Source organism: Thermithiobacillus tepidarius DSM 3134 (genome assembly GCF_000423825.1).
In the GTDB taxonomy this organism is placed as follows: Bacteria; Pseudomonadota; Gammaproteobacteria; order Acidithiobacillales; family Thermithiobacillaceae; genus Thermithiobacillus; species Thermithiobacillus tepidarius.
The window spans coordinates 132,478-156,489 of the sequence record NZ_AUIS01000007.1 but is presented as its reverse complement, the minus strand read 5'-3'; the positions used below and the strand labels follow the sequence as shown (position 1 = coordinate 156,489).

The following is a 24,012-nucleotide window of genomic DNA, read 5'->3' as shown; positions in this document are numbered from 1 at the left end:
ATTCTCAACCTTCAACAAGCAACACCTCCTCCGGCGGCACATAGGGATAGCCCAAGTCCTCGGCCACGTGGGCATTGGTGACTTGTCCCAGGTGCACGTTCAAGCCCGCGCGCAGGCCCGGGTTGCGCTGCAGGGCCTGCCGGTAGCCCTGCTTGGCGATTTCCAGCACGTAGGGCAGGGTGGCGATGGTCAGGGCCTGGGTGGCGGTGCGGGCGCAGGCGCCGGGCATGTTGGTCACGCAGTAGTGCACCACGCCTTCCTCGACGTAGGTCGGGTGGGTGTGGGTGGTGGGACGGGAGGTCTCCGCGCAGCCGCCCTGGTCGATGGAGACGTCCACCAGCACGGCGCCGTTCTTCATGCCGCGCACCATCTCGCGGGTGATGAGCTTGGGCGCCTGCTTGCCAGGGATGAGCACGGCGCCGATCAGCAGGTCTGCCTCCCGGCACAGCTCTTCCAGGGCATGGGCATCCGAGTAGCGGGTCTTGAGGGCGGGGCCGAAGAGGGCATCGAGCTGGCGCAGGCGGGCCGGGCTGATGTCCAGGATGGTGACGTCGGCGCCGAGCCCGAGGGCCATGCGGGCGGCCTCTGTGCCCACTACGCCGCCGCCCAGCACCACCACCCGCGCCGGCGCCACGCCCGGCACGCCGCCCAGCAGGGTGCCGTTGCCGCCATGGCTCATCTCCAGGGCCGTCGCGCCGGCCTGGATGGACAGCCGGCCCGCCACCTCGCTCATGGGGGTCAGCAGCGGCAAGCCGCCCTGGGCATCCGTCACCGTTTCGTAGGCGATGCCGACCACCTTGCGCTGCAGCAGCGCCCGGGTTTGTGCCGGATCGGGGGCCAGGTGCAAGTAGGCGAAGAGGATCTGGCCTTCCCGCAGCAGCGCGTACTCGCTCGGCTGCGGCTCCTTGACTTTCACGATCATCTCACAGGCGAAGACGTCCTCGGCGCCGTCCATGAGCTGGGCGCCGGCGGCGGCGTACAGGGCGTCGCCAAAGCCAATGCGCGCGCCCGCCCCGCGTTCGATCCGGACCTGGTGGCCCGCCTGGACCAGCGCCCGCACGCCGGCCGGGGTTGCGCCCACCCGGTATTCATGGTCTTTGATCTCCCTGGGGATGCCGATGATCATGGCAGGCAGTAAGCTCCTCGCTGGGGCGGCCGCATTATACTCAATATAGTCGACAGCGCAGGCGCGGGGAGGTATCGGGCAAACAGCGGAGCTGGCGGGCGCCGGTGCTCCATGGGCCATTCGATGGATAAGCACACCCCCCGCGGGGTGTACCATTGAACTGTGCCTCACTAGCGCAGGAGCCAGCCATGACCAGGAAGTATCCTCCCAAAAAACAAGGTGAAAAGTTTACCGGGCCCAAGGAAGAGCAGGTGCGCCATCCCTTCGACGCCGCGCCGCCAGCTCAGGAGGTGCCCGGCAGCCGCAGCCAGATCGAGCGCGTGCAGGGACAGTTTCTCGAATTCCCGGCGGGCGCGGCGACACCGGCGGCCGGTGTCTATACCTGCAGCCATTGCGGCGAAGTGGTCGAGTTGAAGGCGGCGGAGGTGCTGGAGCGCTGCCCGCACTGCGGCAGCACCGAGGCTCATTTCCTGTCGCGCGCATCCACAGCCGAGCCCGGAGAGGACTATGCCTAAGAAATTTCTCATCACCGGTCCCGACAAAGGCAAGATCCGCACGCTCCTGGATCGCGTGATCCAGGGCGCCGGCCTGCCGGTGGCCGGCATCCGCGGCGTTCCCTTCAGCGATCCGGAAGTGCCGCACGGCCCCCATGTCGGCTATCGCCTGCGGGACATCGCCAGCGGTGAGGAAGCTGTGGTGGCGTCCATGTTCTTCGACGGCCCGCCGGTGGTGGACAAGTACGGCGTCGACGTGGCGGCCATCGACCGCATCGTGGGCCTGTGCCGCCGGCAGCCCCTCGAGTCGCGCCTGGTCATCATCGACGAGATCGGCCCCATCGAACTCAGCTCGGACCAGTTCGCCGTGTGGATCGTGGAGGTGCTGGAGGGCATCAGCCCGGTGGTGGCGATGATCGACCTGCCGCTGGTGGAGCAGTATCGCCGCTACGGGCAGGTCTTCGAGCTCGAAAGCGACGCGGACTTCCAGCCCATCCTGGATGCGGTCCTCATTGGCGTGCAGCCCTGACGGGGCGCGCCGGGCATGGCCATCCACAACGCCGACATCGCGGCCGTTTTCGAGGAAATCGCGGATCTCCTGGAACTCGAGAATGCCAATCCCTTCCGGGTGCGGGCCTACCGCAACGCGGCGCGGGTGATCCGCGACTGGAGCCGGGACGTCGGAGAGATGGCGATGCGGGGAGAAGACCTCACTGTCCTGCCCGGCGTCGGCGAGGATCTCGCCGCCAAGATCCGCGAGATCGCCGCTACCGGTAGCAGCGCCCTCCACAAGATGCTGCGGCAGCAGACGCCGCCGGCGCTGGCGGAGCTGCTCAAAATCCCGGGGCTGGGTCCCAAACGGGTCCAGGCCCTGTACCATGAGCTCGACGTGCAGACCGTGGAGCAGCTCGCCCGCGCCGCCCGCGACGGCCGCATTCGCCGCCTGCCCGGTTTCGGCGAGAGGACGGAAAGCCGCATCCGGCAATCCATCGAGGCCCTGGCGGGCAGCATGCGCCGCTTCAAGCTCGCCGTCGCCGCCCAGTACGCCGAACCGCTGGCCCGTTATCTGCGCATGGTGCCGGGGGTGAAGGCCGTGGAGGTGGCGGGCAGCTTCCGCCGCTGCCGCGAAACGGTGGGCGATCTCGACATCCTGGTGGCGGCTGCCGAGGACAGCCCGGTCATGGAGCGCTTCGTCGCCTACGAGGAGGTGGCGGAGGTCCTGTCCCAGGGCCCGACCCGCGCCACCGTGATCCTGCGCTCGCGGCTGCAGGTGGACATCCGGGTGGTGGCGGAGGCCAGTTTCGGCGCGGCCTTGCACTATTTCACCGGCAGCAAGGCGCACAGCATCGCCATCCGCAAGCTGGGGGCGGAGCGGGGCTTGAAGATCAATGAATACGGCGTCTTCCGCAGCCGCCGGCGCGTGGCCGGGGAGACGGAAACCTCGGTCTATGCCAGCGTGGGGCTGCCCTGCATCCCGCCTGAGCTGCGCGAGAACCGCGGCGAGATCGAAGCCGCCCGCGCCGGTCGCCTGCCGCATCTGGTGGAGCTGACGGATCTGCGGGGCGACCTGCACGCCCACAGCAAGGCCACCGACGGCCACGACAGCCTGCGCGAGATGGCCGAGGCCGCCCGCCGCCGGGGCCTCGAGTACCTGGCCATCACCGATCATTCGCGGCGGCTGACCGTGGCCCATGGCCTCCACCCTCAGCAGCTGCTCGCCCAGATGGACGAGATCGACCGGCTCAACGCCGGTCTGGAAGGCATCACCCTGCTCAAGGGCATCGAGGTGGACATCCTGGAAGACGGCAGCCTGGATCTGCCCGACGAGCTGCTGGGACGCCTGGACCTCGTGGTGGGGGCGGTGCACAGCCGCTTCGACCTGTCCCGCGACAAGCAGACCACCCGCATCCTGAAGGCCATGGACCACCCGCACTTTTCCATTCTCGCCCACCCCAGCGGCCGCCTGATCCAGGAGCGCGAGCCCTATGACGTGGACATGCTGCGCATCATCCGTCACGCGCGGCAGCGCGGCTGCTACCTGGAGATCGACGCCCATCCCGAGCGCCTGGACCTCCAGGACGTCCATGCGCAGATGGCCAAGGAGGAGGGCGTGCTGGTGGCCGTCGATTCCGACGCCCATGGCATCCAGCACTTCGACAACCTGCGCTTCGGCGTGGGCCAGGCCCGGCGCGGCTGGCTGGAAAAGGACGACGTGCTCAACACCCGCTCCCTGGCCGAGCTCAGGCCGCTGCTCGCCCGCACCCTGTGAGCGCCGTTTACCGCATCGGCACCTCCGGCTGGCACTACCGCCACTGGCGCGGGCCCTTCTATCCCGACGGGCTGCCGGTGACGCGCATGCTGGCCTACTACTGCCGGTACTTCGACACGGTGGAAATCAACAACAGCTTCTATCAACTGCCGCTGGCGCGCACCCTGGCGGGCTGGCGCGCAGCCACGCCGCCCGGCTTCTGCTTTGCCGCCAAGGGCAGCCGCTTCATCACCCACATGAAAAAGCTAAAGGAACCCGCGGCGGCGCTGGCACGCCTGCTGCCGGTGCTGGAGGCGCTGGAAGAAAAGCGGGGGCCGCTGCTGTTTCAACTGCCGCCCCGCTGGGGACGGGACGCCGGGCGGCTGGCGGCCTTTCTGGCGGCCCTGCCGCCGGGCGGCGACTACGCCTTCGAATTTCGCGACCCGAGCTGGCATCATCCCGAGATCTATGCCCTGCTCAGGCAGCACAACAGCGCCTTTTGCATCTTCGATCTGGCGGGTTTCTGCTCACCGCTGGAACTCACCGCCGACTTCGCCTACGTGCGCCTGCATGGCCCCGACGGCCCCTATGCCGGTTCCTACGGCGCCGAGGCGATCGCGGCGTGGGCGGCGCAACTGCGCGCCTGGCGGCCGTTGCGCGCGGTGTACGTCTACTTCGACAACGACCAGGCGGCCCACGCCGTGCACAATGCCCTGGCCCTCAAGCGGCTGCTGGCGGAGTGAGGCTCAGTGTTCCACGGCTGCGGGCCGGGCGGGCGCGCGCGGCGGCAGGTTGCGCAGGTCCAGGCGTGTGTCCGGCGCCGGCGTCAGCACCGTCGCCTCGTAGTCGTTGCGCAGGCGACGGGCCAGGATGTCCATGGCCTCCGGCTCGCCGTGCACCAGGGCCACGGGCGGGCGCTCGTCGAAGTGCGCGTACCAGTCGAGCAGCCCGGCTTGGTCGGCATGGGCCGACAGGCCGCCGATGGTATGTATCTTGGCGGCGACGCGGATGACCTCGCCCCACAGGCGGATGTGGGTGGCGCCGTCCACCAATGCCCGTCCGAGCGTGCCGCGTGCCTGGAAGCCGGTGATGATCACATGACTGTGCTCCCGCCAAATGTTGTGCTTCAGGTGGTGCTTGATGCGCCCGCCGTTGCACATGCCGCTGCCGGCGATGATCATGGCGCCGGACTGGATGCGGTTGATGGCCATGGACTGGGTGCTGCTGTGGCTGTAGTGCAGATTGGGCAGCTCGAAGGGATTGCGGGTGCGGCGGTAGGCCTCGGTCGCCTCGTTGTCGAAGAGCTGCCAGTGGCGGGCGTAGACTGCGGTCGCCTCGATGGCCATGGGGCTGTCCAGGAAGATGGTCCAGCGCCCTATGTCCCAGTCCTCGTAGCGCCTGCCGAAGATGTACAGGAGCTCCTGGGTGCGACCCACGGCGAAGGCGGGGACGAGCACGTTGCCGCGCTCGCGTTCCGCCTGCCCCAGCACCTCCGCCAACTCCGCCCAGGTGTCCTCCCAGGAGCGGTGCTGGCGGTCGCCATAGGTGCTCTCCAGGAGGACCAGGTCGGCCTCGCCGACGGCTTCCGGATTGCGCAGCACCGGCGCGCCCCGGTGGCCCAGGTCGCCGCTGAAGACCAGCTTGCGGGCGAGATCGTCCTCCTGCAGCCACAGCTCCACGATGGCCGAGCCCAGGATGTGCCCGGCATCGCGCAAGCGCACCCGGATGCCGGGCAGGATCTCCTGCGTCACGCCGTAATCGAGCACCTTGAAATAGCGCATGGCCGCTTCCGCTTCCGCCAGGGTGTAGAGCGGCTCGACCAGGGGCGAACCCTTGCGCTGGCGCTTGCGGTTCTCCCACTGCGCGTCCTTTTCGTTGAGGTGTCCGGCGTCCTTGAGCATGATGCGGCACAGGTCGCGGGTGGCCCGCTGGGTGTAGATGGGACCGCGGAAGCCGGCCTTGACCAGCAGCGGGATGCGTCCCGAGTGGTCCAGATGGGCATGGCTCAGCACCACGGCATCGATGCGGGTCGGGTCGAAGGGGAAGGGCTCGCGGTTGCGCACCTCATCGGCGGCGCTGCCTTGGATGAGGCCGCAGTCCACCAGGATGCGACGGCCGCCGGCATGAATCAGATAGCACGACCCGGTGACTTCCCGTGCCGCGCCCAGGAATTGGATTTCCATGTTTTTGTCCTTCTCGGGGATGGGCCCGCTTGTCGCGCCGTTGCGCCAGCGGCTGTATGGGAGTTTACCCCAGATTGCGCCAGGCGGGAGCACTTTGCGCCAGCTGCCCGGCGGCCCCCAAAGCGGCGTGCAGGCGCTCCTCCGGAAAGCCGAGCGGCACGGCCAGCCGGATCCACAGCGGACGCTGATAGGCCGGGGCGCAGCCGCCCCAGTGCGGGCTGCCTCGCATGCCCGTGTGCTCGTAGAGCCAGGCCAGGTAAGCGGATACCGGGTCCGCGGCATGCCGTAGCCCCGGCACCAGGCTCAAGTCGAGGATGACGCAGTGGCCGCCGATGGGCGTGTGCACGGGGAAGCCCAAGGCCTGCAAGCCGTTGCCGAGCCACTGGGTCTGGCGCAGCCGTTCTGCCGCCTGCGTCTCAATGAATGGCCAGTCGGCCAAGGCTTGCGCCAGACAGGCCCGATCCGCGTCGGCCAGAGCCGTGCCGACGGCCGGCAGCAGCGCCTGGGCTTGGGCGAAGAGGGGAGCGGAGTGGGTGGCCAGCAGACCGCCCCCGGCGAAGCCATAGTCCTTGCTGCAACTGGCGGTCATGCCGTCACAGCAGGCCAGCAGCGCCTGCATGATCTCCGCGAGGCTGTGCCCGGCGGCGCCCGCTTCGTGCGCTTGGATGAGCAGGCAGTTTTCCACCAGGCGGGTGGCATCCAGGTACAGGGGGACGTGGTGCGCCCGGCTCAGGGCCCGGATCGCGCGCAGCCCGGCCAGCGAGATCGCCTGTCCGCCGGCGCCGTTGCTGAGGGCCTCGACGAAAATCAGGCTGACCTGCCGCTCCGCCAAGGCACGTTCGAGCCCGGCCAGATCCAGATCCCCCTTGAAGGGCGCGGGTGTCGGCTCCAGGGCACCGGCTGCCGGCAGTTCCAGCGGCGTCATGCTCTGTTCCTGCTGGTGGTCGCGCGCGGTGTGGAAGAGCAGATTCTGGGCGACCAGGCTGTCCGGTTGCGCCAGCGCCGTGAAGAGCAGGGCCTCCGCATCGCGCCCGCGCCGGGTGACGACGAAGTGCCGGAAGGGGAAGCGCGCCGCCAGCCACTGCTGCAGATCCTGGGGTGCGCGGGCGGCGCGTTGCCGCAGGACGGCCATGCGCGCGTCGATGTAAGGCGCCTGCAGATGGGCCCAGGAATCGGTGGAGAAGTCGAAGGCGACCGTGCCGGCCGGCAGTTGCCCGACGTGGCCGCCGTGCTGCTTGAGGAGTGCACGGCGCTGCTCGCGGGACATGGCCATGTCAGTGAACGGTCAAATAATGCAGGCTGAAGAGCCGCTCGGGGTCAGTCCACGCGCGGGCCGGCACGAAGCCCGCGCTGGCGGCCAGCTCCTGAAACTCCCGGATGCCGTATTTGTAGGAATTTTCCGTGTGAATGGTCTCGCCCTCCAGGAAGGGAAAGGTGGCCCCGCCGACCGTGATCATTTGCGCCGCCAGGCTCTGCAGGTGCATTTCCACCCGGCCATGCTCCTCGTGGTAGAAGGCGCGGTGCCGGAAGGCGGTCACATCGAAGTTGGCGTGCAGCTCCCGATTGATGCGCGTCAGCAGATTCAGGTTGAAGGCTTCGGTGACGCCCTGTGCGTCGTTATAGGCCGCGTGCAGCACGCGCGGGTCCTTCTTGAGATCCACGCCGATCAGCATGCCGCCACCCGCGCCCAGCAGGCCGGCTGCGCTTCGGAGCAGATGCGCGGCCTGCGCCGGCGTGCAGTTGCCGATGGTGGAGCCCGGAAAGAAGATCACCCGCCGGGCGTCCTGCAGGCCCGCTGCGGCAGGCAACTGCTGCAACTGCGTGTAATCGGCACAGATGGCGACCACCTCGAGCCCGGGGCGGCTTGCCGCCAGCCGGGCCGCCGAGAGCAGCAGCTGCTCCTTGCAGATGTCGATGGGCACGTAGGCGGCCGGCTGTCCCAAGGCATCCAGCAGCAGGGGCGTCTTGCGGCTGCTGCCGCTGCCGTACTCGATCAGAGCGCAATCCGCGCCGACCGTCTCGGCGATTTCCGTGGCGTGGGCCCGCAAAATGCCGGCCTCGGTGCGGGTGGGATAGTATTCCTCGGTATTGCAGATGCGCTCGAAGAGCTGCGAGCCGTATTCGTCATAGAAGTATTTGGCGGCCAGCGCTTTGCGCGTGCGTCCGAGCCCGTCCAGCACGTCGCGGCGAAAGTCGGCCAGGGCCGGCTGGCAGTCGTGGAAGGTCAGCGAGACGTGGCTGGGGCCGGTCATGCGTCCTCCGCCAGCCGCAGGCCGGTGAACTGCCAGCGCGTATCCGGCGGGAAGAAATTGCGGTAGCTCGGCCGGATGTGCGTTGCGGGCGTGACGCAGGAGCCCCCGCGCAGGACCATCTGATTGCACATGAACTTGCCGTTGTACTCGCCCAGCGCGCCCTGAGCCGGCCGGTAGCCGGGATAGGGCACGTAAGGACTGCAGGTCCATTCCCACACATCGCCGAAGAACTGCGTCGGCGCGATGGTGGTCTCCGGCGCCGGGGTCGGGTGCAGAATGCCGCTGTCCATCAGATTGCCGGCAACGGGCAGGTCCATCGCGGCGCTTTCCCACTCCGCTTCCGTGGGCAGCCGCTTGCCCGCCCAGCGTGCGTAGGCGTCGGCCTCGTAATAGCTGATATGGCACACCGGCTCCGACTCGACCAGCCGGCGCATGCCGGACAGGGTCATCTGCCACCAGCGCCCGCCGCTGTGCTCCCAGTACAGCGGCGCCCGCCAGGCACGTTCCCTGACCGTGCGCCAGCCGTCGGACAGCCAGTGCTGGGGTTTGGCGTAGCCGCCGTCCTCCATGAACTCCAGATATTCGCCGTTGGTGACCAGGCGTGAGCCGAGGCGATAGGCACCAAGATGCACCTCGTGGCGCGGTGATTCGTTGTCAAAGGCGAAGCCGGGGCCGTGATGGCCGATCTGGCGCACCCCTGCCGGGAAGTGCAGCCATTCCAGCGCGGACTCGGGCCGATCGGCGGCGGGCAGGCGCGGCGGCTGGTAGGCTGGCCGCAGGGGGTTGGTGGCGAAAATGTGCTTGATGTCGGTCAGCAGGAGCTCCTGGTGCTGGTGCTCGTGGTGCATGCCGAGCGTCAGCAGGAAGGCAAGCTCCTGCCATTGCGCATCGTCGGCGGTCTGGATCAGGCGCGCGATGAAATGGTTGACGTGGGTCCGGTAGTCGTAGATCTCCTCGACCGTTGGTCGCGACAGGAAACCTCGCTGCCGGCGCGGGTAGAACTCGCCCACGCTCTCGTAATAGGAGTTGAACAAATAGCCGAAGCGGGGGTGAAAGAGCGGATAACCCCGCAGAAAGGGCATCAGGAGAAAATTCTCGAAAAACCAGCTGGTATGCGCCAGATGCCACTTGGGCGGGCTGACGTCGTCCATGGACTGGATCACGTAGTCTTCGGTCGCGAGCGATTGACAGATGGACTCGCTTTGAAAGCGCACGCTCAGGTACAGGCTCCAAGCCTGCTCCCGGTTCAGGGTGGACAGCCCTGCGGGTTTCGGCGAATGCAGAATGACGGCCATGGACAACGCTCCAATCCCCCTTGGGGGCGGTGTCTGGAATATCCCCTCCAGTGCGGCGTGCTTGGCCAAGAATTAGCATGAATTCACCAGGCGAGCGTGAGGCTTTGGGCTTAGCGCCTGGCGCCGGGGCAAAAAAAAGCGGCGCCAGCAGGCGCCGCTGTGGGTCGGGATTGAAGGACATCAGCCCATGATGCCGGGATTGTTTTCCACGCCGATCAGGCGCGGGCGGTTCAGCTTGCTGACTTTCACGGTCTTCTGCTCGCGCAGCCACTTGGCCACCAGATCCCAGATCGGCTCGCCTTCGAGCGGCTGCCCCACGCTCGCCCAGCCGGCCACCTTGTACTTCTTGTCGGCTTCCACCGCTTTGCCGCGGATGTGCAGGTTCTGGATGCGGTTGCCGATGGTCTTCGTCGGATCCATGGTGTATTCGATGCCGCCCACGCGCACCATGTCACCGCCCTGCTGGTAGTAGGGGTCGGGATTGAAGAGGTTGTCGGCCACGTCCTCCATGATCTCCTTGATCTGCGCTCCGGTGAACTCGTTCAGGGTCACCACCGGATAGGTCAGGGCCGTCTGATCCATGACATGCTCGAAGGTGATCGGCTGGCCGGGCAGCACCGTGGTGCCCCAGCGGAAGCCTGGCGAGAAGGCCGCCTCGGCGTTTTTCATATCCATCAGCGCCTGCACGATCAGCTGGTCGAAGGTGCCGTTGAAGTTGCCGCGCCGGTAGAGCAGGTCCTCGCTCACCGCCAGCTTCTCGTTCAGCTTGTCCTGATAGGGCGCGCGGATCTTCTCTATGAGCTGGGCCATCTCCGCGTCCGGCTTGATCAGGTTGGAGAAGATCGGCAGCATGGTGAACTTGTAGCCCTTGACCCGGCCCTTGGCCACGTCCAGATCCAGGCGGGACAGGAACTTGCCGTTGGAGCCCGAGTTGACCACCAGGGTCTTGCCGACGATCGAAGGCTGCGGCACGGCGTCATGGGTATGTCCGCCGAGAATGACGTCGATGCCCTTCACGCGCTCGGCCATCTTCAGGTCCACGTCCATGCCATTGTGGGACAGCACCACCACCACGTCCGCCTTCTCGTCGTTGCGCACCTTGTCCACCATGGCCTGCATGTTCTGGTCCTGGATGCCGAAGGACCAGTCGGGGATCAGGTAGCGCGGATTGGCGATGGGCGTGAAGGGGAAGGCCTGGCCGATGACCGCCACCCGAAAGCCGTTCACTTCCTTGATGGCGTACGGCTTGAATACCGGATCGCCGAATTCGTTGTCCTTGATGTTCTGGGCGAGGAAGTCGAACTTGGCTTCCTTTTCCACCAGTTCCTTCACCCGGTCCTGGCCCAGGGTGAACTCCCAGTGGCCGACCATGCTGTCCACGCCCAGCTGGTTGCAGGCCTGCACCATGTCCAGGCCCTTGGTCCACAGGGCTGTGCCGGAGCCCTGCCAGGTGTCGCCGCCGTCCAGCAGCAGCGTCCGTTTCGGGCTCTCGCCGCGGTAGCGCTTCACCAGGGTCGCCAAGTGGGCGAAGCCGCCCACCTTGCCGTACTTCCGCGCGCCTTCCACGAAGTCGATGGGCGTGTACGCATGGCTGTGGATGCTGTTCGGCCGGATCTTGAAGTGCTCCAGAAAGGCCTTGCCCACCAGATGCGGCGGCTTGCCCCGGGCCTGGCCCACGCCGATGTTGGTGTCCGGCTCGCGGAAGTAAATGGGCATCAGCTGCGCATGGGTGTCGGTGAAGTGCAGCAGGGTGACGTTGCCGTAGGTCGGCACCTCATAGATGTCGCCCGGCATCTTCTTGGCGGCCGCGCCGGCGGGACGGATCACGCCCGCGGCACTGGCAATGGCCATGATTTGCAGGAATTCTCTTCGGGAAAGACTCATTGGGATTCCTCTTTTGTTGCGGGGGCGGGTTAGAAGCTGCCGTCCTTGGCTTTCGACATGACGTAGATGATGTCATTTTCGATCTGCTGCGCCACCTTGCGGGTTTCTTCGGGATAGTTCTTCAGATGGGTCAGGGCGTAGGTGGGGCGGTAGGTCAGGAGCTTCAACTGGCCGTTGCGGCTATAGATGACGATCTTGCAAGGCGCGAAGATGCCGAACTCGGGAGCCGCCTTGATGATGTCGGCGCCCATGCCCAGATTGCACACTTCGTAGATCAGGTAGGTGTCCTTGGCTTCGAAACCACGGCCCTTCATGCCTTCCTGGATGTCCAGTTTGCCCACGATGTTCATGTTGCGTTCCTGCGACGCCATCTCGATGCTCTGCCTCACGTCGTCCAGGCTGACGCCCTTGGCCACATCCACTTGATAAATCGGGGTCTTGGGATCGACGGCCGGCATGCCTTCCACCGGCGCCGCCACCGTCCCGGCGGCCTTGGCGGCAGTGGCGCCAGGCTTGGCGGCCGTGGTGGCTGCCGTCGCATAGCTGCTGAGACTTACACCCAAAACGAGAGCGGAGATGATGGAGTGTTTGACGAACGGTAACATGTGTTTGACCTCGTGGTAAAAAGCCCGGCATGGCCGGGCTTGTGGAAAGAGAACGGATAAGGGTTATTTCCGGTAGCCGGGCACCTCAATGGGAATGCCGTTGCTCATATAGGTGTGGTAGTACTCCAGATTGCGGTAGTTCTCGCTTTCGAAGTCCTCCGGCTTGGCTCGCACCTGGGAGTTGCAGCCCCGGTAGCGATCCTGCATCGTGCCCACCCGATTCCAGGCCCCCCGATAGGTGGGGAAGTGGTTGGCCTGGCCCATCATCGGCGAGAGCAGGTCGGCACGGATCATCTTGCCCGCGTTCTGCACGTGGCAGGTGGCGCAGGAGAAGTTGAGCTGGCCGCGGCGGGCGTTGTAATAGGCCTTGCCGGCCTCGTACTTGGCCAATGCTTCCTTGCCGCTGACCTTGACATTGATCGGCATGCCGTTGGACAGGGACTTCAGATAGGTTTCCAGAGCCACGATCTCCGGCTTGCCGTAAGGCAGCGGCTTCTCGCCGTTGGCTTCCCGGCACATGTTCAGCGTCATGGGCAGGGTCACCACGGTCTTGAGCTTCTCGTCGTAGCGCGGGTAGCCCGTCGCCACGCCCTTGCCGCCGTTGGGGTAGCAGCTGGCGTAGGTCTTGCCGTTGGCGAATGGCTTGTCCCAAAGCTGTTTGCCTTCATCCAGGGCCATGTCGCCGGGATTGAACTCCATGGCCGCCTGGAACTGCGCCATAAGCCCCTTGTCCAGGGCATAGGCCCCGTAGCCATAGTCCTTGAAGGTCACGCCGGGAAAGCGCTCCTGATAGAGCTTCTTGAGCTGCTGATAATCCTGCTGCGGCGATGCTTGCACCAGAGGAGCGGCGGAAAGCAGCCCCAGGGCGCCGAGTGCAATGAACCAATTCTTCATGGCTTATCCTCTTTGTGGTGAGGGATGGCTCTGGCGGCCATCCCTGTTTAAAGAGAGACTTAAGAGACCTGGATCTTGGCCTCGTCGCTCCAGCTGCCGCCCTTGTCGTCCGCAAAGGTCAGCTTCAGCGTGCCGCTTTCCTCGACGCGCACGTAGAACGACAGGAAAGGGTTGCGGCTGACGCCCACGCCCCAGTCGGCGGTCATGACCGGCTTGCCGTTGTACTCGGCGGTCACGGTCTTGATGAAGTGGGCGGGGATGGCTTGGCCGGTTTTCGGGTCCTTGCGCTGGCCCGTTTCCATCGGATGGAGAATGAGGGCGCGGACCTGCACCGCCTCACCCTTCTTGGCGCTGGACTGGACGCGGATTTTGGGGTTGCCGATATCTTCTGCCATGATCTTGTTCCTCGAAATTTAGCGTAAGGAGAAAGGGTTAACCGCCGCAGCCACCGATGGTGACCTTGACTTCGTTCGCGGCCTGGAACATCTCACCTTTGTTGGTCTTGACCACGGCGCGCACCTTGGAGGTCTTGCCCATCTTGATCCGGGTGCTGACGTCCGCCTTGCCGCTCATGGGCGTCAGGTGGAAGGAGGCGATCAGCGGCGAGGGATTGTTGTCCACGAAGATGTAGATGTCCGACACGTAGTTGTCGGCGGTCATGGGCGAATCCGTCGTCACGGTGACGGGCACCACGGCGCCGTTCTCGGCGATGGTGGGCGCCTTGATCTGCACCGGGCCGTCCTTGACTTCGGTGCTGCCCAGGGCGGCCTTCATGGCCTCGTCCAGCTTGGTGGCCTGGAAGGCGGCGGCCGGCCATTCGGCCGCCAGCACCTGGCCGGCCCGCAGGAGGCCGGCGCTGGCGGCGGCAATGACAGCACCGGTGGCCAGGGTACCGCGCAGGAAGGTGCGGCGCTTCAAGTTAATGCTGTTTTCCACGGATGAGCTCCTCGCGATTGGATGGTTGTGCGTAATGGATCAAAGAGACCAGATGTAGTCCGTCACTTTTTCCAGTTCGTCCTCGGTCAGGATGCGGTTGAGGCCGAAGGGCGGCATGGCCGTGTTGGGATTGTTGGCCATGGGATTGTAGATCTGCGCCCGCAGCTTGGCCCGATCCGGGAAGCGCTGCTTCATGGTGATGCCTTTGTAAGGCAGGGCCGGGCCGATGTTGCCGGGCAGCTCGCCGCCGGGCAGCGCGTGGCAAGCCAGGCAATTGCCCTTGCCGCGATCCCAGGCAATCTTCTTGCCTTCCTCGATCCGCTTGGCAAGGGAGGCAGCGTCGGCATCGCCGGGCTGGGCATAGCGCTGGGTAGCGGCCGGTGCGGACACGGAGGGATTTCCGGGAGGCGGGGTGCCGGCGGACTTCGGCTGATCAGCAGCGATGGCCATTGAGCTTGAAACTGCCGCTATCCCCACGATGCCAGTGGCGACACAAGCTCCAACTAGGCGGTGCAGACGTTTTTTCATTCAAGTCTCCTCGATCTGTGGTTTGGCCGACACCATGAGCGCGGACTGGCGAGCTCCCATGGCGCGGATACTGAATTCAAGCATGTTTTGTGCCAACATGTCGGTGAGCAGGGTGCTGCTTACACAGCACAATAATAGACCAAAAACAAACGGGGAGAGGGCGGCGGGAGGGAAAAGCGGTGGTGGCCGGTGGCCAATCCGCCGCAGCAAGGCGAGACAGTTGTCCCATTTGGGACAAAAGCTGGATCAGTCCACGTCTTCCAGGTCTTCGGCCTTGTCCTTGTCGTTGAAGAGGCCGAAGTTCTTCATCTTGGTGCGCAGCTGCTTGCGGCTGATGCCCAGCAGCTGGGCGGCGCGGCTCTGGTTGCCCTGGGTCTTTTCCAGGGCCTGGACCACGGCCAGGCGCTCTATGCCGGGCAGGTCGCTCGGCATCGCCGCAGGTGGCTGTTCCCGTCCATGCGGGGCACGGATGTGGGCAGGCAGGTTGTGCAGGCCGATCTCGGCCTCCCGGCTCAACACCACGCTGCGCTCGATGACATTTTCCAGTTCGCGGATGTTGCCGGGCCAGTCGTAGGCGGTCAGCGCCTGCATGGCGGCCGCGCTGATGTCCATGAGCGGACGGCCCATGGCGGCGCATACGGCATCGGCGAAATGCCGCACCAGTAGGGGGATGTCCTCGCGGCGCTCGCGCAGGGGCGGCAGGTGCACCGGAATCACGTTCAGCCGGTAGTAGAGGTCTTCGCGGAAACGGTTCTCCTCGATGGCGCGGGCCAGGTCCACATTGGTGGCGGCGACGAGGCGGGCCCGGAACGGGATGCGTTGATGGCTGCCCAGCCGGACCAGTTCGCGCTCCTGCAGGACCCGAAGCAGCTTGACCTGCATGGCCAGCGGCATGTCGCCGATTTCATCCAGAAACACGGTGCCCTGGCCCGCTGCCTCCAGCTTGCCGGCCTGGCTGCGCGTGGCCCCGGTGAAGGCGGCGCGCTCGAAGCCGAAGAGCTCGCTTTCCACCAGTTCCATCGGGATGGCGGCGCAATTCATGGCAATGAACGGCTGGTCGGCACGCGGGCTGGCGGCATGAATGGCGCGGGCCACCAGCTCCTTGCCGGTGCCCGACTCGCCGGTGATCAGGACGTTGGATGGCGCCGGTGCCACCAGTTCGATCGTATTGAGGAGTTCCTGGATGGCGGGGCTGTTGCCGATGATGCCGTAGTTCTGCCGGGTCCGCAGCGCAGGCAGGGATTGGCCGTGCCTGCTGAGGGTCTGGCGTACGATGGCCAGCAGCTCGCCCTCGTCCACGGGCTTGGTGAGGTAGTGCTCGGCACCGGCTTTCATGGCCTCCACGGCGTGCTGGATCTCGCCGTAGGCGGTGGCGATGATGACTGGGACATGCGGCCAGCGTTGCTTGATCGCGCGCAGCAGGTCGGTCCCGCTCATGCCGGGCAGGCGCTGGTCGCTCAGCACCAGTGCCGGACGATGTTGCGCCAGCAGGTCCAAGGCCGTGTTTCCGTCCTCCGCTTCCAGGGTGTCGAAGCCCTCCGCCTGGAGCACGGCCGCCAGTACGCGACGAAGGTTGCGTTCATCTTCAACGATAAGAATCTGCTGTCTTGTCATGGATCGTCTCTGCGGCGGCGATGGATTTCAGGTGCAGTGCAAAGTGGGCACCCTTCGGGCTCGGGCGCAGCTCGACATAGCCATCGTGGACCATGGCGATCTTGGCCACCACCGCCAGCCCCAGGCCGCTGCCTTTGGCCTTGGTGGTGACATACGGCTTGAACACCTCCTGCGCCTTGCCGGCATCGATGCCCGGGCCGTTGTCGCGGACGCTGATGAGTACGCCGTCCGGCCCTTCCGGGCTGGCGCCGATCTCGATCCGGCCGCCGGTCGGCAGGGCGTCGATGGCGTTGAGGATCAGATTGCTGAGCGCCTGTTCCACCAGGTTGCCGTCCAGGGTCAGCTGCAAGCCGGCATGGCAGCGGACGGACAGCTGAATCTGCTTTTGCTCCAGGTCGTTCTGATGGCGCTGGACGCTGTGTTGGATAATGTCGCACACGTCGCTGCGCACCGGAAAGACCTTATAGGGCCGGCCGAAATCCAGAAAGCCCTCGGTCATGTTGTACAGACGCTGCACTTCCTCCTCGATGATCTGCACGAATTCCTGCTTGTCGCCGAAGTGGCCGAAGCGGGCCAGGTAGCGGGCCGCGCCGCGGAGCGAGGACAGGGCGTTGCGGATCTCGTGCGCCACCTGCGCGGACATTTCGCCGATGGTGGCCAGGCATTGGATGGTCTGCTGCTTGCGGTGCAGCTGCTCCAACTCGTCCAGATACTGATTCAGCCGCGTCTCCAGTTGATAAAACCCTTCCTGCAGCCGGGCGATCTCGTCCCCGCTGGGCGTCGGGGCCGGGCCTTCATCTTGGGGTGGAAGGCGCAGGCGCGCTTTCATCTTCTCCACTTCATTGGCCAGGCGCAGCACCGGGCGCGTGACGAAGCCGCTGACGATATAGGAGCCGACGATGCCCAGCAGCGCGGTCAGCAGGCCCAGCAGCATGAGTTTTTGCAGAGTGGCGTCCAGGCGCTGGGACACGACGTGCGTCAGGCGCTTGTCATCCATGTGCAGATAGGCAAGCCCGAGCAGATGGTTCTGCACCGCCACCGGTGCGTACAGTTCCTCGCGCAATGGGCAGCATGGTGGTGTGGACGCCAGCTGGGAGAGGTCGCCGTTTTGCTGATAGCGGCGCAACAGGGCCAACGCGCCTGCATGGGTCTGGCCCAGGTGCGCGAGTTCGGTGCTGGCCACGATGATGCCGCGGGTATCCACCACCTCCGCCGTGCGCACCGCCGGGTTGTCCCGCATCTGCTGCATCTGGTCGGTCAGCTCGCTCAGATCCTTGAGCAGTACAGGCGTGGCGGCCGCCGTCGCCAAGCCCTTGGTCAGGCGCAGGTTTTCCTCCCCCAGCTGATCCAGCATCTCGCGGTGCACGGAGGTGTAGAGCACCAGCGAGGTGGTCGTGAAGATCACCCCGATCAGCAAAAGCACGTAGATGGCGCTCTTGGTGCGCAGGTTGAGGTGGCGTATGGGCAGTGAAGGCATGATGTCTTTACGGGCGGCACCGGCGGCTGCCAGGGCCTGCCGCTGTGCAGCTGGAGGTCGTGGTCACGGCGTCCCGGCCATGGAGGCGGGGTTGCCATGTTTTGACCTATTATAACTTATGTTGCTCCGTCTGGGAGCGGCTTGGCTTGCAGATTTTCCCCGCTGATGCGCCGTTGCATGGCGCGGATGAGATCATAGTCACTGTCGCGGACCTGGGCAAAGCCGAGCGCGTCCGGCTTGATGCCCATGATGATTCGGCGCCCTTTGGTGTCGTGCAGTTGCAGGAGTGCTTGTCTGACCTGCTCCCGCACAGGAGCGGGCACCAACTGGTTGGCGGCGATCAGATCCGTGGGCATGGGCGGCGAGTAGAGCAGTGGGCGCAGCACGCCTTTTTTCAGGAAGGGGGCCGCCACATCCTCGCCGGTGGCGGTGACGTCATAAAGGCGTGCCGCCACGGCCATGAGCGCGGCCTGATCCGAACCGGTCTGGCGCACTTCCAGAAAATCGCTGAACTGCATGCCGCGTTTTTCCAGCATGGCGTGGGGCACCAGGTAGGAGGAGGCGCAGGCCACGTTGCCGAGGGCCAGGCTGCGTCCCTTCAGGTCGGCCACGCTGCGGATGGGGCTGTCGTGGTGCACCAGGATGACGCTGCGCATGCCGCCCTTGCTCAGCGTCATGCCCGCCAGGGGGTAGTAGGCAGTCTCGTGGGCCAGCTTGATGTAGGTGAGCGGACAGAAGTAGACCACTTGCGGCACTTCTTCGCGAGCCCGGGCATAGAACTCGTCCAGGTTCTGGCAAAGCGTGATCGTGACGCGCCGGCCCGTGGCCCGGCCCAGGTGGTCCGCCAGCGGCTTGAAGCGGGAGTACAGTTGGGTGGCCGTGTCGACGGGCGGGATCACGAGGCGCAGGGTGCCGGCCTCGGCAGCAGCGGCCACTCGCCCTGTGAGCAAAAACCAGACGAAGACAATCCCTAATGCCAAGTACAACAGGTGCGGGAGTGAGGTTTCGCAGTAGCCGGGGCGTGTTGGTCGGGTTGTCATTTTGCCTTGCTTGTCCGTTTCTTGCGGCTCTCTTGCGCCGCTTTGATCTCCGCCAGGCGCGCCTCGATGGCGGCCTGCAGGCGTGGATCGCCGGTGGCGGCTGTTTTGGCGATTTCCAGTTGCTGTACGGCGCTGGGCACGGCACCTCTGAGGAAATAGTATTCGGCCAGGGCCCGATGGGCGTCCGCGCGCTGGCCGCTCTTGTTCAGCGCCTCGGCCAGCAGTTGCTGATAGCGCGGAGTCTGGGGCGCGCCACTGCTCAGGCGCCTGGCCAAGGTCACGGCTTCCTCGCTACGTTTGGCTTCAAGCAAGGCCCGTGCCAGTCCCTCCTGGATCAGTGCCGAGTCGGGCTGATCGCGCAGCATTTGCCGATACAGGGTAACGGCTTCCGTGCTTTGGCCTGCCCCTGCCAGGGTTTCCGCCAGCGCCAGCCGGTAGGCACTGGTTTTGGGCGCCTGCTTGCTCAACGGGGTCAACTGGGCCAAAGCCTCCGCATACTGTCCCTTTCGAGCCAGGGCCAGGCCCAGGCCGTACTGTCCCAGCTCCCGCTGAAGACTGTCCTGGCTCTTGGCCCGGCTGCGGAAGTAGCTGATGGCATCGTCGACGGGCGTGGTCAGGGCGCGTGCCCGGGCCTGCATGCGCAGGAACTCGGGGCTCGGCCCGCTGGAGGAGTCCTGCCCGCTCAGTTGGGCAGCCCGGTTCTTGGTGTCGGCCAAGCGGTCGAGGGTCAGCGGGTGGGTGCTCAGAAACTCCATGGGGCTGCCGCCTTGGATTCGGCTCCAGTTTTGCAGGCGCTGGAAGAACTCGGGCATCCCGTTGGGGTTGTAGCCGGCCGCTGCCATGGCCTGAATGCCCAGGCGGTCGGCTTCCTGCTCGTACTCCCGGCTGAAGCGTAGCTGTTCCTGGACGCCGTAGGCGGCGGAGGCGGACATGGCCGCTTGGCCCGCCTGCCCGCCCCCCGCCGCGAGCAAAATGCCGGCCAGCATGGCGGCCAGCATGGGCCACTGCAGCCGCTCGCTCTGGGCCATGGCCCGCGAGATGTGGCGCTGGTTGATATGGACGAGTTCGTGCGCCAGCACGCTGGCCAGCTGACTGTCGTTCTGCGCCGCCAGCAACAGTCCGGTATGCACGCCGATATAGCCGCCAGGCACGGCAAAGGCATTGATGTTCCCATCCCGGATCAGGAAGAAGCGGTAATTCCTGAAGGGGGTGTCCATCTGTGCCAGCAGGCTGTAGCCCATGCGGCTCAGGTAGTCGTTGAGCTCGGGATCGTCCACAATGTCGAGCTTGGCGTTTGCTTCCTGCATGAACTCCATGCCAAGCTCTTTTTCCTCGCTCAGCGTGAGGGCGCCCGTTTCCTCGCCGAGGCTGGGCAACTGCAGATCGGCGGCTTGGCCATGGAGCGGCGGGCAGGCGAGAAGGGCGGTCAGGGCGAGGGCGAGGATGCGTTTCGACATAGAGATCCCGGTGTGGCGTGAGTGTCCGTGCCGCAGGCGGTCCGTCCAGTGGGCGCGATGCGGCTTGTGGGCATGCGTGCTTGGAATGACAGAGGTATCCAGATGAGTGACGACGGTTTGAAAGGATTAACCCATTTTGATGCGCAAGGGCAAGCCCGCATGGTCGACGTGGGCGAAAAGGCGGAAACGGAGCGGGTGGCCGTGGCGGAGGGTTGGGTGGAGATGGCGCCGGACACGCTGGCCCGCATCCGCGCCGGGCAGATGGGCAAGGGCGATGTGCTGGGCGTAGCGCGCATCGCCGCCATCCAGGCGGCCAAGCGTACCCATGAGCTGATCCCCCTGTGCCACCTGCTCGGGCTGACCGGAGTGGAAGTCGAGTTTGCCGATCGCAGTGAGCCGCCCGGCATTCGTTGCCGGGTAACCGCGCGCACGCGCGGACGCACCGGCGTCGAAATGGAGGCGCTGACCGCGGTCAGCGTGGGGCTCCTGACAATCTACGATATGTGCAAGGCCGTGGATCGGGGGATGCGGATGAAGGAGATCCGCCTCCTGGAAAAGGCGGGGGGCAAGAGCGGCGTGTGGCGGGCGGAGACGGGGGCCGAGAGCTGAGCGGCCCCCCGCAGCTTCGCTTTGACCGCCGGCGTCAGGGCTTGCCCAGGTTGGGCGCGGAGCTGGCGTGCTGCATGACGGTACGGCTTTTCCAGGTCTTTTCGTCCAGGATGGCCGCCGGCAGCATGAAGCGGTATTCCGGATCCACTTCCTCCTTGCGGACGATCTTGAGCACGTCGGCGTAGGGCAGCTTGCGCAGCAGGCCGTCCTTGTCGCGGGCCCGCACGATCATGCTGTCGCCGAACAGCTTGTAGATGTAGAAGTTGCCGGGCCGCAGCTTGCCGTTCTCATCCTTCCAGGTGACGGTGACGCGGGTGTGTTCCTTGAAGTCTTTCTGTTCCACGTGTTGCTCTCCTAGGCTAGTCCTCTGCAGGCATAAACATAAATCATGCCGAGCGCCTATTACAAATAAGCCCAGCTTATCACAAAATTAAAAAAACTAGATTGTCTTATGAGGGGGCAGCCGGCAAACTTATATTAAGTCTTATCCCTTTACCGAATGAGGTTGTACATGTCTGCTGGCGTTCAGTTCGAAGATCATAGCAAACAGGAGATCAAGTATTCTACCTGTTACATGTGTGCCTGCCGTTGCGGCATCAAGGTCACCGTCGAGGACAACAAGGTCCGCTTCATTCAGGGCAACCGCAATCACCCCATCAACCAGGGCGTGCTCTGCGCCAAGGGCTCCGCGGGCATCATGAAGCAGTACTCACCCGCCAAGCTGCGCAACCCGCTCATGCGCAAGCCCGGTGCCGAGCGCGGCAGCGGCGAGTTCGTGGAAGTGTCCTGGGACGAGGCGCTGGACGTGCTCACCAAGCGCCTGGCCAAGATCCGGGCAACCGACCCCAAGAAGCTCGCCTTCTTCACCGGCCGCGACCAGATGCAGGCCCTGACCGGCCTGTGGGCGCAGCAGTTCGGCACCATCAACTGGGCTGCCCACGGCGGCTTCTGCTCCGTCAACATGGCGACCGCCGGCCTCTACATGCTGGGCCATGCCTTCTGGGAGTTCGGCGATCCCGATTGGGACCGCACCAAGTACTTCATGCTCTGGGGCGTGGCCGAGGATCATTCCTCCAACCCGATGAAGATCGGCCTGGAGAAGGTCAAGCGTCACGGGGGCAAGTTCGTGTCCATCAACCCGGTGCGCACCGGCTATTCCGCCATTGCCGATGAGTGGGTGCCCATCCGCCCCGGGACCGACGGCATGCTGGCCCTGTCCATGATCCACGTGCTGCTGTCCCGCGAGCTCTTCGACTGGGACTTCCTGGTGCGCTACAGCAACGCCCCCTTCCTGGTGGTGAACACGCCGGGCAAGCCGGGCCATGGGCTCATGCTGCGCGACGAAAACGGCAAACCGTTGGCCTGGGACTTGGAAAAACAGGCCCTGGTGGATGGTATGCAGCCGGGCATCAGTCCCGCCCTCTTCGGCGAATACGTGGCGCCCGACGGCCGTCCGGTGAAGACCGTCATGACCCTGTTGGCGGAAAAATACCTGGATGAGCAGTATGCGCCGGCGAATGCCGCCAAGGTCTGCGGCCTGCCCGCCGAGACCATCGAGCGCCTGGCGCTGGAGATGGCGCACGTGGCCTTCAAGGAGACCATCGAGATCGACTGCGAGTGGACCGATTGGGCCGGGCGCAAGCACGACAAGTTCATCGGTCGTCCGGTGAGCATGCACGCCATGCGCGGCATTTCCGCCCACTCCAACGGCTTCCAGGCGGCCCGCGCCATTCATCTGTTGCAGGTGCTACTGGGCACCATCGACGTGCCGGGCGGCTTCCGCGCCAAGGCGCCGTACCCGAAGCACGTGCCGCCGCCCATCAAGCCGGCCAAGGAGGTGGCGCCCAACACGCCGTTGAAGTCGCCGCCCCTCGGCTTCCCCACCGGGCCCGAGGATCTGGTGATCGATGCCGACGGCAACCCGCTGCGCCTCGACAAGGCCTACTCCTGGGAGGCGCCGCTGGCCAATCACGGCCTCATGCACATGGTCATCACCAATGCGGTCAACGGTGATCCGTATCCCATCGATACCCTGATCTTCTTCATGGCCAACATGTCTTGGAATTCCACCATGAATACCAAGAACGTCATGGAGATGCTGCAGGCCAAGGGCGAGGATGGCGAGTACAAGATCCCCTTCCTGGTGGTGGTGGACGCCTTCCATTCGGAAATGGTCAACTTCGCCGATCTGGTGCTGCCGGATACCACTTATCTGGAGCGCTACGACACCATTTCCCTGCTGGATCGACCCATCTCCGAGCCGGATGGCCCCTGTGATTCCATCCGCCATCCCATCCTGCAGCCGGATCGCAACGTGCGGCCCTGGCAGGAGGTCATGGTGGATCTGGCCGGCCGCCTCCAGTTCCCGGCCTTCGTCAAGGAAGACGGCACGCCCAAGTTCTCCGGCTACAAGGATTTCATCGTCAACTACCAGAAGGCGCCCGGCATCGGCTTCCTGGCCGGCTGGCGCGGCAAGGACGGTGAGAGCCACCTCGTGGGCGAGCCGAATCCGAGGCAGTGGGAGAAGTACATCGAGAACGGCGGCTTCTTCCAATACCATTTGCCCAAGTCCATGCGCTTCTACAAGTTCGCCAACCGGGAGTATCTGGACTGGGCCAAGCAGGTGGGCTTCAACGCCAGCGCCGATCCCATCGTCTTCGAGCTGTACTCGGAGACGCTGCAGAAGTTCCGCCTGGCCGGGCAGGGCTTGTACGAGGGGCCCAAGCCCAGCGATCCGGCCGACCGCGAGCGGTTGGTCAAGTACTTCGATCCGCTGCCGGACTTCTACCAGCCTCTGGAGGAGGCGCGCGTCGACGAGGAGGAATATCCCTTCCACGCCATCAACCAGCGGCCGATGATGATGTATCACTCCTGGGATTCCCAGAACGCCTGGCTGCGCCAGATCATCGCCCAGAACTTCCTGTACATGAACCGCCGGCAGGCGGAGCGCATGGGCATCGAGGACAAGAGCTGGGTCTGGGTGGAGTCGCACAACGGCAAGATCCGGGTGCAGGTCAAGCTGATGGAAGGCGTGCAGGAGAATACCGTCTGGACCTGGAACGCCATCGGCAAGCAGGCCGGCGCCTGGGGCCTGAAGCCCGATGCGCCCGAGGCGACCCGCGGCTTCCTGATGAATCACCTCATCTCGGAGCTGCTGCCGCCCAAGCAGGGCGAGCGCCGCATCACCAACTCCGATCCGGTGACCGGCCAGGCGGCCTGGTACGACCTGCGCGTCAAGATCAGCAAGGCGGCGCCTGGCGAGGAGGGCGTCTGGCCGACCTTCGACACCATCAAGCCGGTGCCCGGCCTGCCCGAGCCGGTGGATGTGCTGCGCTATCACACTCACACCCCTGTCAACCTGAAGTCCTGA

The 24,012-nt window shown here is 65.3% G+C and carries 22 protein-coding genes; 6 read left to right on the top strand and 16 right to left on the bottom strand.

Translation table 11 applies throughout. The features are described 5' to 3' along the window. Nucleotides 1-4: 4 nt before the first annotated feature. A complete protein-coding gene (gene ald / locus G579_RS0105455) occupies nucleotides 5-1,126 on the bottom strand; it encodes an alanine dehydrogenase (protein WP_028989374.1) in 1,122 nt (373 codons plus the stop codon). Nucleotides 1,127-1,314: 188 nt separating this feature from the next. Between ald and G579_RS0105450 the strand changes: the two genes are divergently transcribed. From G579_RS0105450 to G579_RS0105435, 4 genes are read left to right on the top strand one after another with little or no spacing between them, the layout of a single operon-like run. Beyond that, nucleotides 1,315-1,641, top strand: coding sequence for a zinc ribbon-containing protein (locus tag G579_RS0105450; protein WP_028989373.1), 327 nt, complete (start codon nucleotides 1,315-1,317; stop codon nucleotides 1,639-1,641). Continuing rightward, on the top strand, nucleotides 1,634-2,149 hold the full coding sequence (locus G579_RS0105445) for a nucleoside-triphosphatase (RefSeq protein WP_028989372.1): 516 nt from the start codon (nucleotides 1,634-1,636) through the stop codon (nucleotides 2,147-2,149). Before G579_RS0105450 ends, G579_RS0105445 begins: the two co-directional genes overlap by 8 nt. Before the next feature lie 15 nt (nucleotides 2,150-2,164). Beyond that, entirely contained in the window at nucleotides 2,165-3,889 is a 1,725-nt protein-coding gene (gene polX / locus G579_RS0105440) for a DNA polymerase/3'-5' exonuclease PolX (protein WP_028989371.1), read from the top strand. Next, the gene (locus tag G579_RS0105435; protein WP_028989370.1) at nucleotides 3,886-4,611 is read left to right on the top strand and encodes a DUF72 domain-containing protein; all 726 of its coding nucleotides are present in this window, start codon (nucleotides 3,886-3,888) and stop codon (nucleotides 4,609-4,611) included. The genes polX and G579_RS0105435 overlap by 4 nt, the downstream gene beginning before the upstream one ends. A 3-nt stretch (nucleotides 4,612-4,614) precedes the next feature. Here the strand turns inward: G579_RS0105435 and G579_RS16015 are convergent, their stop codons facing one another. The 14 genes from G579_RS16015 to G579_RS0105360 form a co-directional block, all read right to left on the bottom strand. Beyond that, the gene (locus tag G579_RS16015; protein WP_038018325.1) at nucleotides 4,615-6,051 is read right to left on the bottom strand and encodes an MBL fold metallo-hydrolase RNA specificity domain-containing protein; all 1,437 of its coding nucleotides are present in this window, start codon (nucleotides 6,049-6,051) and stop codon (nucleotides 4,615-4,617) included. Nucleotides 6,052-6,115: 64 nt separating this feature from the next. After that, entirely contained in the window at nucleotides 6,116-7,318 is a 1,203-nt protein-coding gene (locus tag G579_RS0105425; protein WP_028989369.1) for an aminotransferase class I/II-fold pyridoxal phosphate-dependent enzyme, read from the bottom strand. A 7-nt stretch (nucleotides 7,319-7,325) separates the two neighbouring features. Next, nucleotides 7,326-8,303 (bottom strand): L-histidine N(alpha)-methyltransferase, encoded by a 978-nt coding sequence (gene egtD / locus G579_RS0105420; RefSeq protein ID WP_028989368.1) that lies wholly within the window; start codon nucleotides 8,301-8,303, stop codon nucleotides 7,326-7,328. Continuing rightward, nucleotides 8,300-9,598 (bottom strand): ergothioneine biosynthesis protein EgtB, encoded by a 1,299-nt coding sequence (gene egtB, locus G579_RS0105415; RefSeq protein ID WP_051180911.1) that lies wholly within the window; start codon nucleotides 9,596-9,598, stop codon nucleotides 8,300-8,302. The genes egtD and egtB overlap by 4 nt, the downstream gene beginning before the upstream one ends. A gap of 180 nt (nucleotides 9,599-9,778) precedes the next feature. After that, nucleotides 9,779-11,482 carry a thiosulfohydrolase SoxB gene (soxB, locus tag G579_RS0105410; protein WP_028989366.1) on the bottom strand — a complete coding sequence of 568 codons (1,704 nt, stop codon included), beginning with the start codon at nucleotides 11,480-11,482 and terminating at the stop codon, nucleotides 9,779-9,781. A gap of 29 nt (nucleotides 11,483-11,511) precedes the next feature. Beyond that, nucleotides 11,512-12,087, bottom strand: a complete 576-nt coding sequence (locus tag G579_RS16010) for a DUF302 domain-containing protein (protein ID WP_051180910.1) — start codon at nucleotides 12,085-12,087, stop codon at nucleotides 11,512-11,514. 63 nt (nucleotides 12,088-12,150) lie between these two features. Continuing rightward, a complete protein-coding gene (soxA, locus tag G579_RS0105400; protein WP_028989365.1) occupies nucleotides 12,151-12,981 on the bottom strand; it encodes a sulfur oxidation c-type cytochrome SoxA in 831 nt (276 codons plus the stop codon). Between the two features lie 59 nt (nucleotides 12,982-13,040). Beyond that, nucleotides 13,041-13,376, bottom strand: coding sequence for a thiosulfate oxidation carrier complex protein SoxZ (gene soxZ, locus G579_RS0105395; RefSeq protein WP_028989364.1), 336 nt, complete (start codon nucleotides 13,374-13,376; stop codon nucleotides 13,041-13,043). A gap of 37 nt (nucleotides 13,377-13,413) precedes the next feature. Further along, the gene (gene soxY, locus G579_RS0105390; RefSeq protein ID WP_211218659.1) at nucleotides 13,414-13,917 is read right to left on the bottom strand and encodes a thiosulfate oxidation carrier protein SoxY; all 504 of its coding nucleotides are present in this window, start codon (nucleotides 13,915-13,917) and stop codon (nucleotides 13,414-13,416) included. Between the two features lie 39 nt (nucleotides 13,918-13,956). After that, nucleotides 13,957-14,307 carry a sulfur oxidation c-type cytochrome SoxX gene (gene soxX, locus G579_RS16005; RefSeq protein WP_051180908.1) on the bottom strand — a complete coding sequence of 117 codons (351 nt, stop codon included), beginning with the start codon at nucleotides 14,305-14,307 and terminating at the stop codon, nucleotides 13,957-13,959. Between the two features lie 384 nt (nucleotides 14,308-14,691). Then, nucleotides 14,692-16,059, bottom strand: a complete 1,368-nt coding sequence (locus G579_RS0105375) for a sigma-54-dependent transcriptional regulator (RefSeq protein ID WP_028989362.1) — start codon at nucleotides 16,057-16,059, stop codon at nucleotides 14,692-14,694. After that, nucleotides 16,031-17,536 (bottom strand): sensor histidine kinase, encoded by a 1,506-nt coding sequence (locus G579_RS16000; RefSeq protein WP_051180905.1) that lies wholly within the window; start codon nucleotides 17,534-17,536, stop codon nucleotides 16,031-16,033. Before G579_RS16000 ends, G579_RS0105375 begins: the two co-directional genes overlap by 29 nt. Before the next feature lie 116 nt (nucleotides 17,537-17,652). Next, nucleotides 17,653-18,471 carry a phosphate/phosphite/phosphonate ABC transporter substrate-binding protein gene (locus tag G579_RS15995; RefSeq protein ID WP_051180903.1) on the bottom strand — a complete coding sequence of 273 codons (819 nt, stop codon included), beginning with the start codon at nucleotides 18,469-18,471 and terminating at the stop codon, nucleotides 17,653-17,655. 101 nt (nucleotides 18,472-18,572) lie between these two features. Next, nucleotides 18,573-20,033 carry a M48 family metalloprotease gene (locus tag G579_RS0105360; RefSeq protein ID WP_028989361.1) on the bottom strand — a complete coding sequence of 487 codons (1,461 nt, stop codon included), beginning with the start codon at nucleotides 20,031-20,033 and terminating at the stop codon, nucleotides 18,573-18,575. Nucleotides 20,034-20,090: 57 nt separating this feature from the next. Here G579_RS0105360 and moaC point away from each other — a divergent pair, with 57 nt between their 5' ends. Further along, a complete protein-coding gene (moaC, locus tag G579_RS0105355) occupies nucleotides 20,091-20,642 on the top strand; it encodes a cyclic pyranopterin monophosphate synthase MoaC (RefSeq protein WP_408033215.1) in 552 nt (183 codons plus the stop codon). 34 nt (nucleotides 20,643-20,676) lie between these two features. On the opposite strand, the gene G579_RS0105350 is transcribed toward moaC, so the two are convergent. Beyond that, nucleotides 20,677-20,985 carry a hypothetical protein gene (locus G579_RS0105350; RefSeq protein ID WP_028989359.1) on the bottom strand — a complete coding sequence of 103 codons (309 nt, stop codon included), beginning with the start codon at nucleotides 20,983-20,985 and terminating at the stop codon, nucleotides 20,677-20,679. Between the two features lie 156 nt (nucleotides 20,986-21,141). Between G579_RS0105350 and G579_RS0105345 the strand changes: the two genes are divergently transcribed. Next, the gene (locus tag G579_RS0105345; RefSeq protein ID WP_330700680.1) at nucleotides 21,142-24,012 is read left to right on the top strand and encodes a molybdopterin oxidoreductase family protein; all 2,871 of its coding nucleotides are present in this window, start codon (nucleotides 21,142-21,144) and stop codon (nucleotides 24,010-24,012) included.

Coding starts and splice junctions, on each gene's coding strand:
- G579_RS16010 (WP_051180910.1), bottom strand. CDS start 12,087: ATGTTACCGTTCGTCAAACACTCCATCATCTCCGCTCTCGTTTTGGGT.
- G579_RS0105425 (WP_028989369.1), bottom strand. CDS start 7,318: ATGTCCCGCGAGCAGCGCCGTGCACTCCTCAAGCAGCACGGCGGCCAC.
- G579_RS0105345 (WP_330700680.1), top strand. CDS start 21,142: ATGAGGTTGTACATGTCTGCTGGCGTTCAGTTCGAAGATCATAGCAAA.
- soxZ (WP_028989364.1), bottom strand. CDS start 13,376: ATGGCAGAAGATATCGGCAACCCCAAAATCCGCGTCCAGTCCAGCGCC.
- moaC (WP_408033215.1), top strand. CDS start 20,091: ATGCGGCTTGTGGGCATGCGTGCTTGGAATGACAGAGGTATCCAGATG.
- egtD (WP_028989368.1), bottom strand. CDS start 8,303: ATGACCGGCCCCAGCCACGTCTCGCTGACCTTCCACGACTGCCAGCCG.
- polX (WP_028989371.1), top strand. CDS start 2,165: ATGGCCATCCACAACGCCGACATCGCGGCCGTTTTCGAGGAAATCGCG.
- G579_RS0105445 (WP_028989372.1), top strand. CDS start 1,634: ATGCCTAAGAAATTTCTCATCACCGGTCCCGACAAAGGCAAGATCCGC.
- egtB (WP_051180911.1), bottom strand. CDS start 9,598: ATGGCCGTCATTCTGCATTCGCCGAAACCCGCAGGGCTGTCCACCCTG.
- soxB (WP_028989366.1), bottom strand. CDS start 11,482: ATGAGTCTTTCCCGAAGAGAATTCCTGCAAATCATGGCCATTGCCAGT.
- ald (WP_028989374.1), bottom strand. CDS start 1,126: ATGATCATCGGCATCCCCAGGGAGATCAAAGACCATGAATACCGGGTG.
- soxA (WP_028989365.1), bottom strand. CDS start 12,981: ATGAAGAATTGGTTCATTGCACTCGGCGCCCTGGGGCTGCTTTCCGCC.
- G579_RS16015 (WP_038018325.1), bottom strand. CDS start 6,051: ATGGAAATCCAATTCCTGGGCGCGGCACGGGAAGTCACCGGGTCGTGC.
- G579_RS0105450 (WP_028989373.1), top strand. CDS start 1,315: ATGACCAGGAAGTATCCTCCCAAAAAACAAGGTGAAAAGTTTACCGGG.
- G579_RS0105360 (WP_028989361.1), bottom strand. CDS start 20,033: ATGTCGAAACGCATCCTCGCCCTCGCCCTGACCGCCCTTCTCGCCTGC.
- G579_RS16000 (WP_051180905.1), bottom strand. CDS start 17,536: ATGCCTTCACTGCCCATACGCCACCTCAACCTGCGCACCAAGAGCGCC.
- G579_RS0105375 (WP_028989362.1), bottom strand. CDS start 16,059: ATGACAAGACAGCAGATTCTTATCGTTGAAGATGAACGCAACCTTCGT.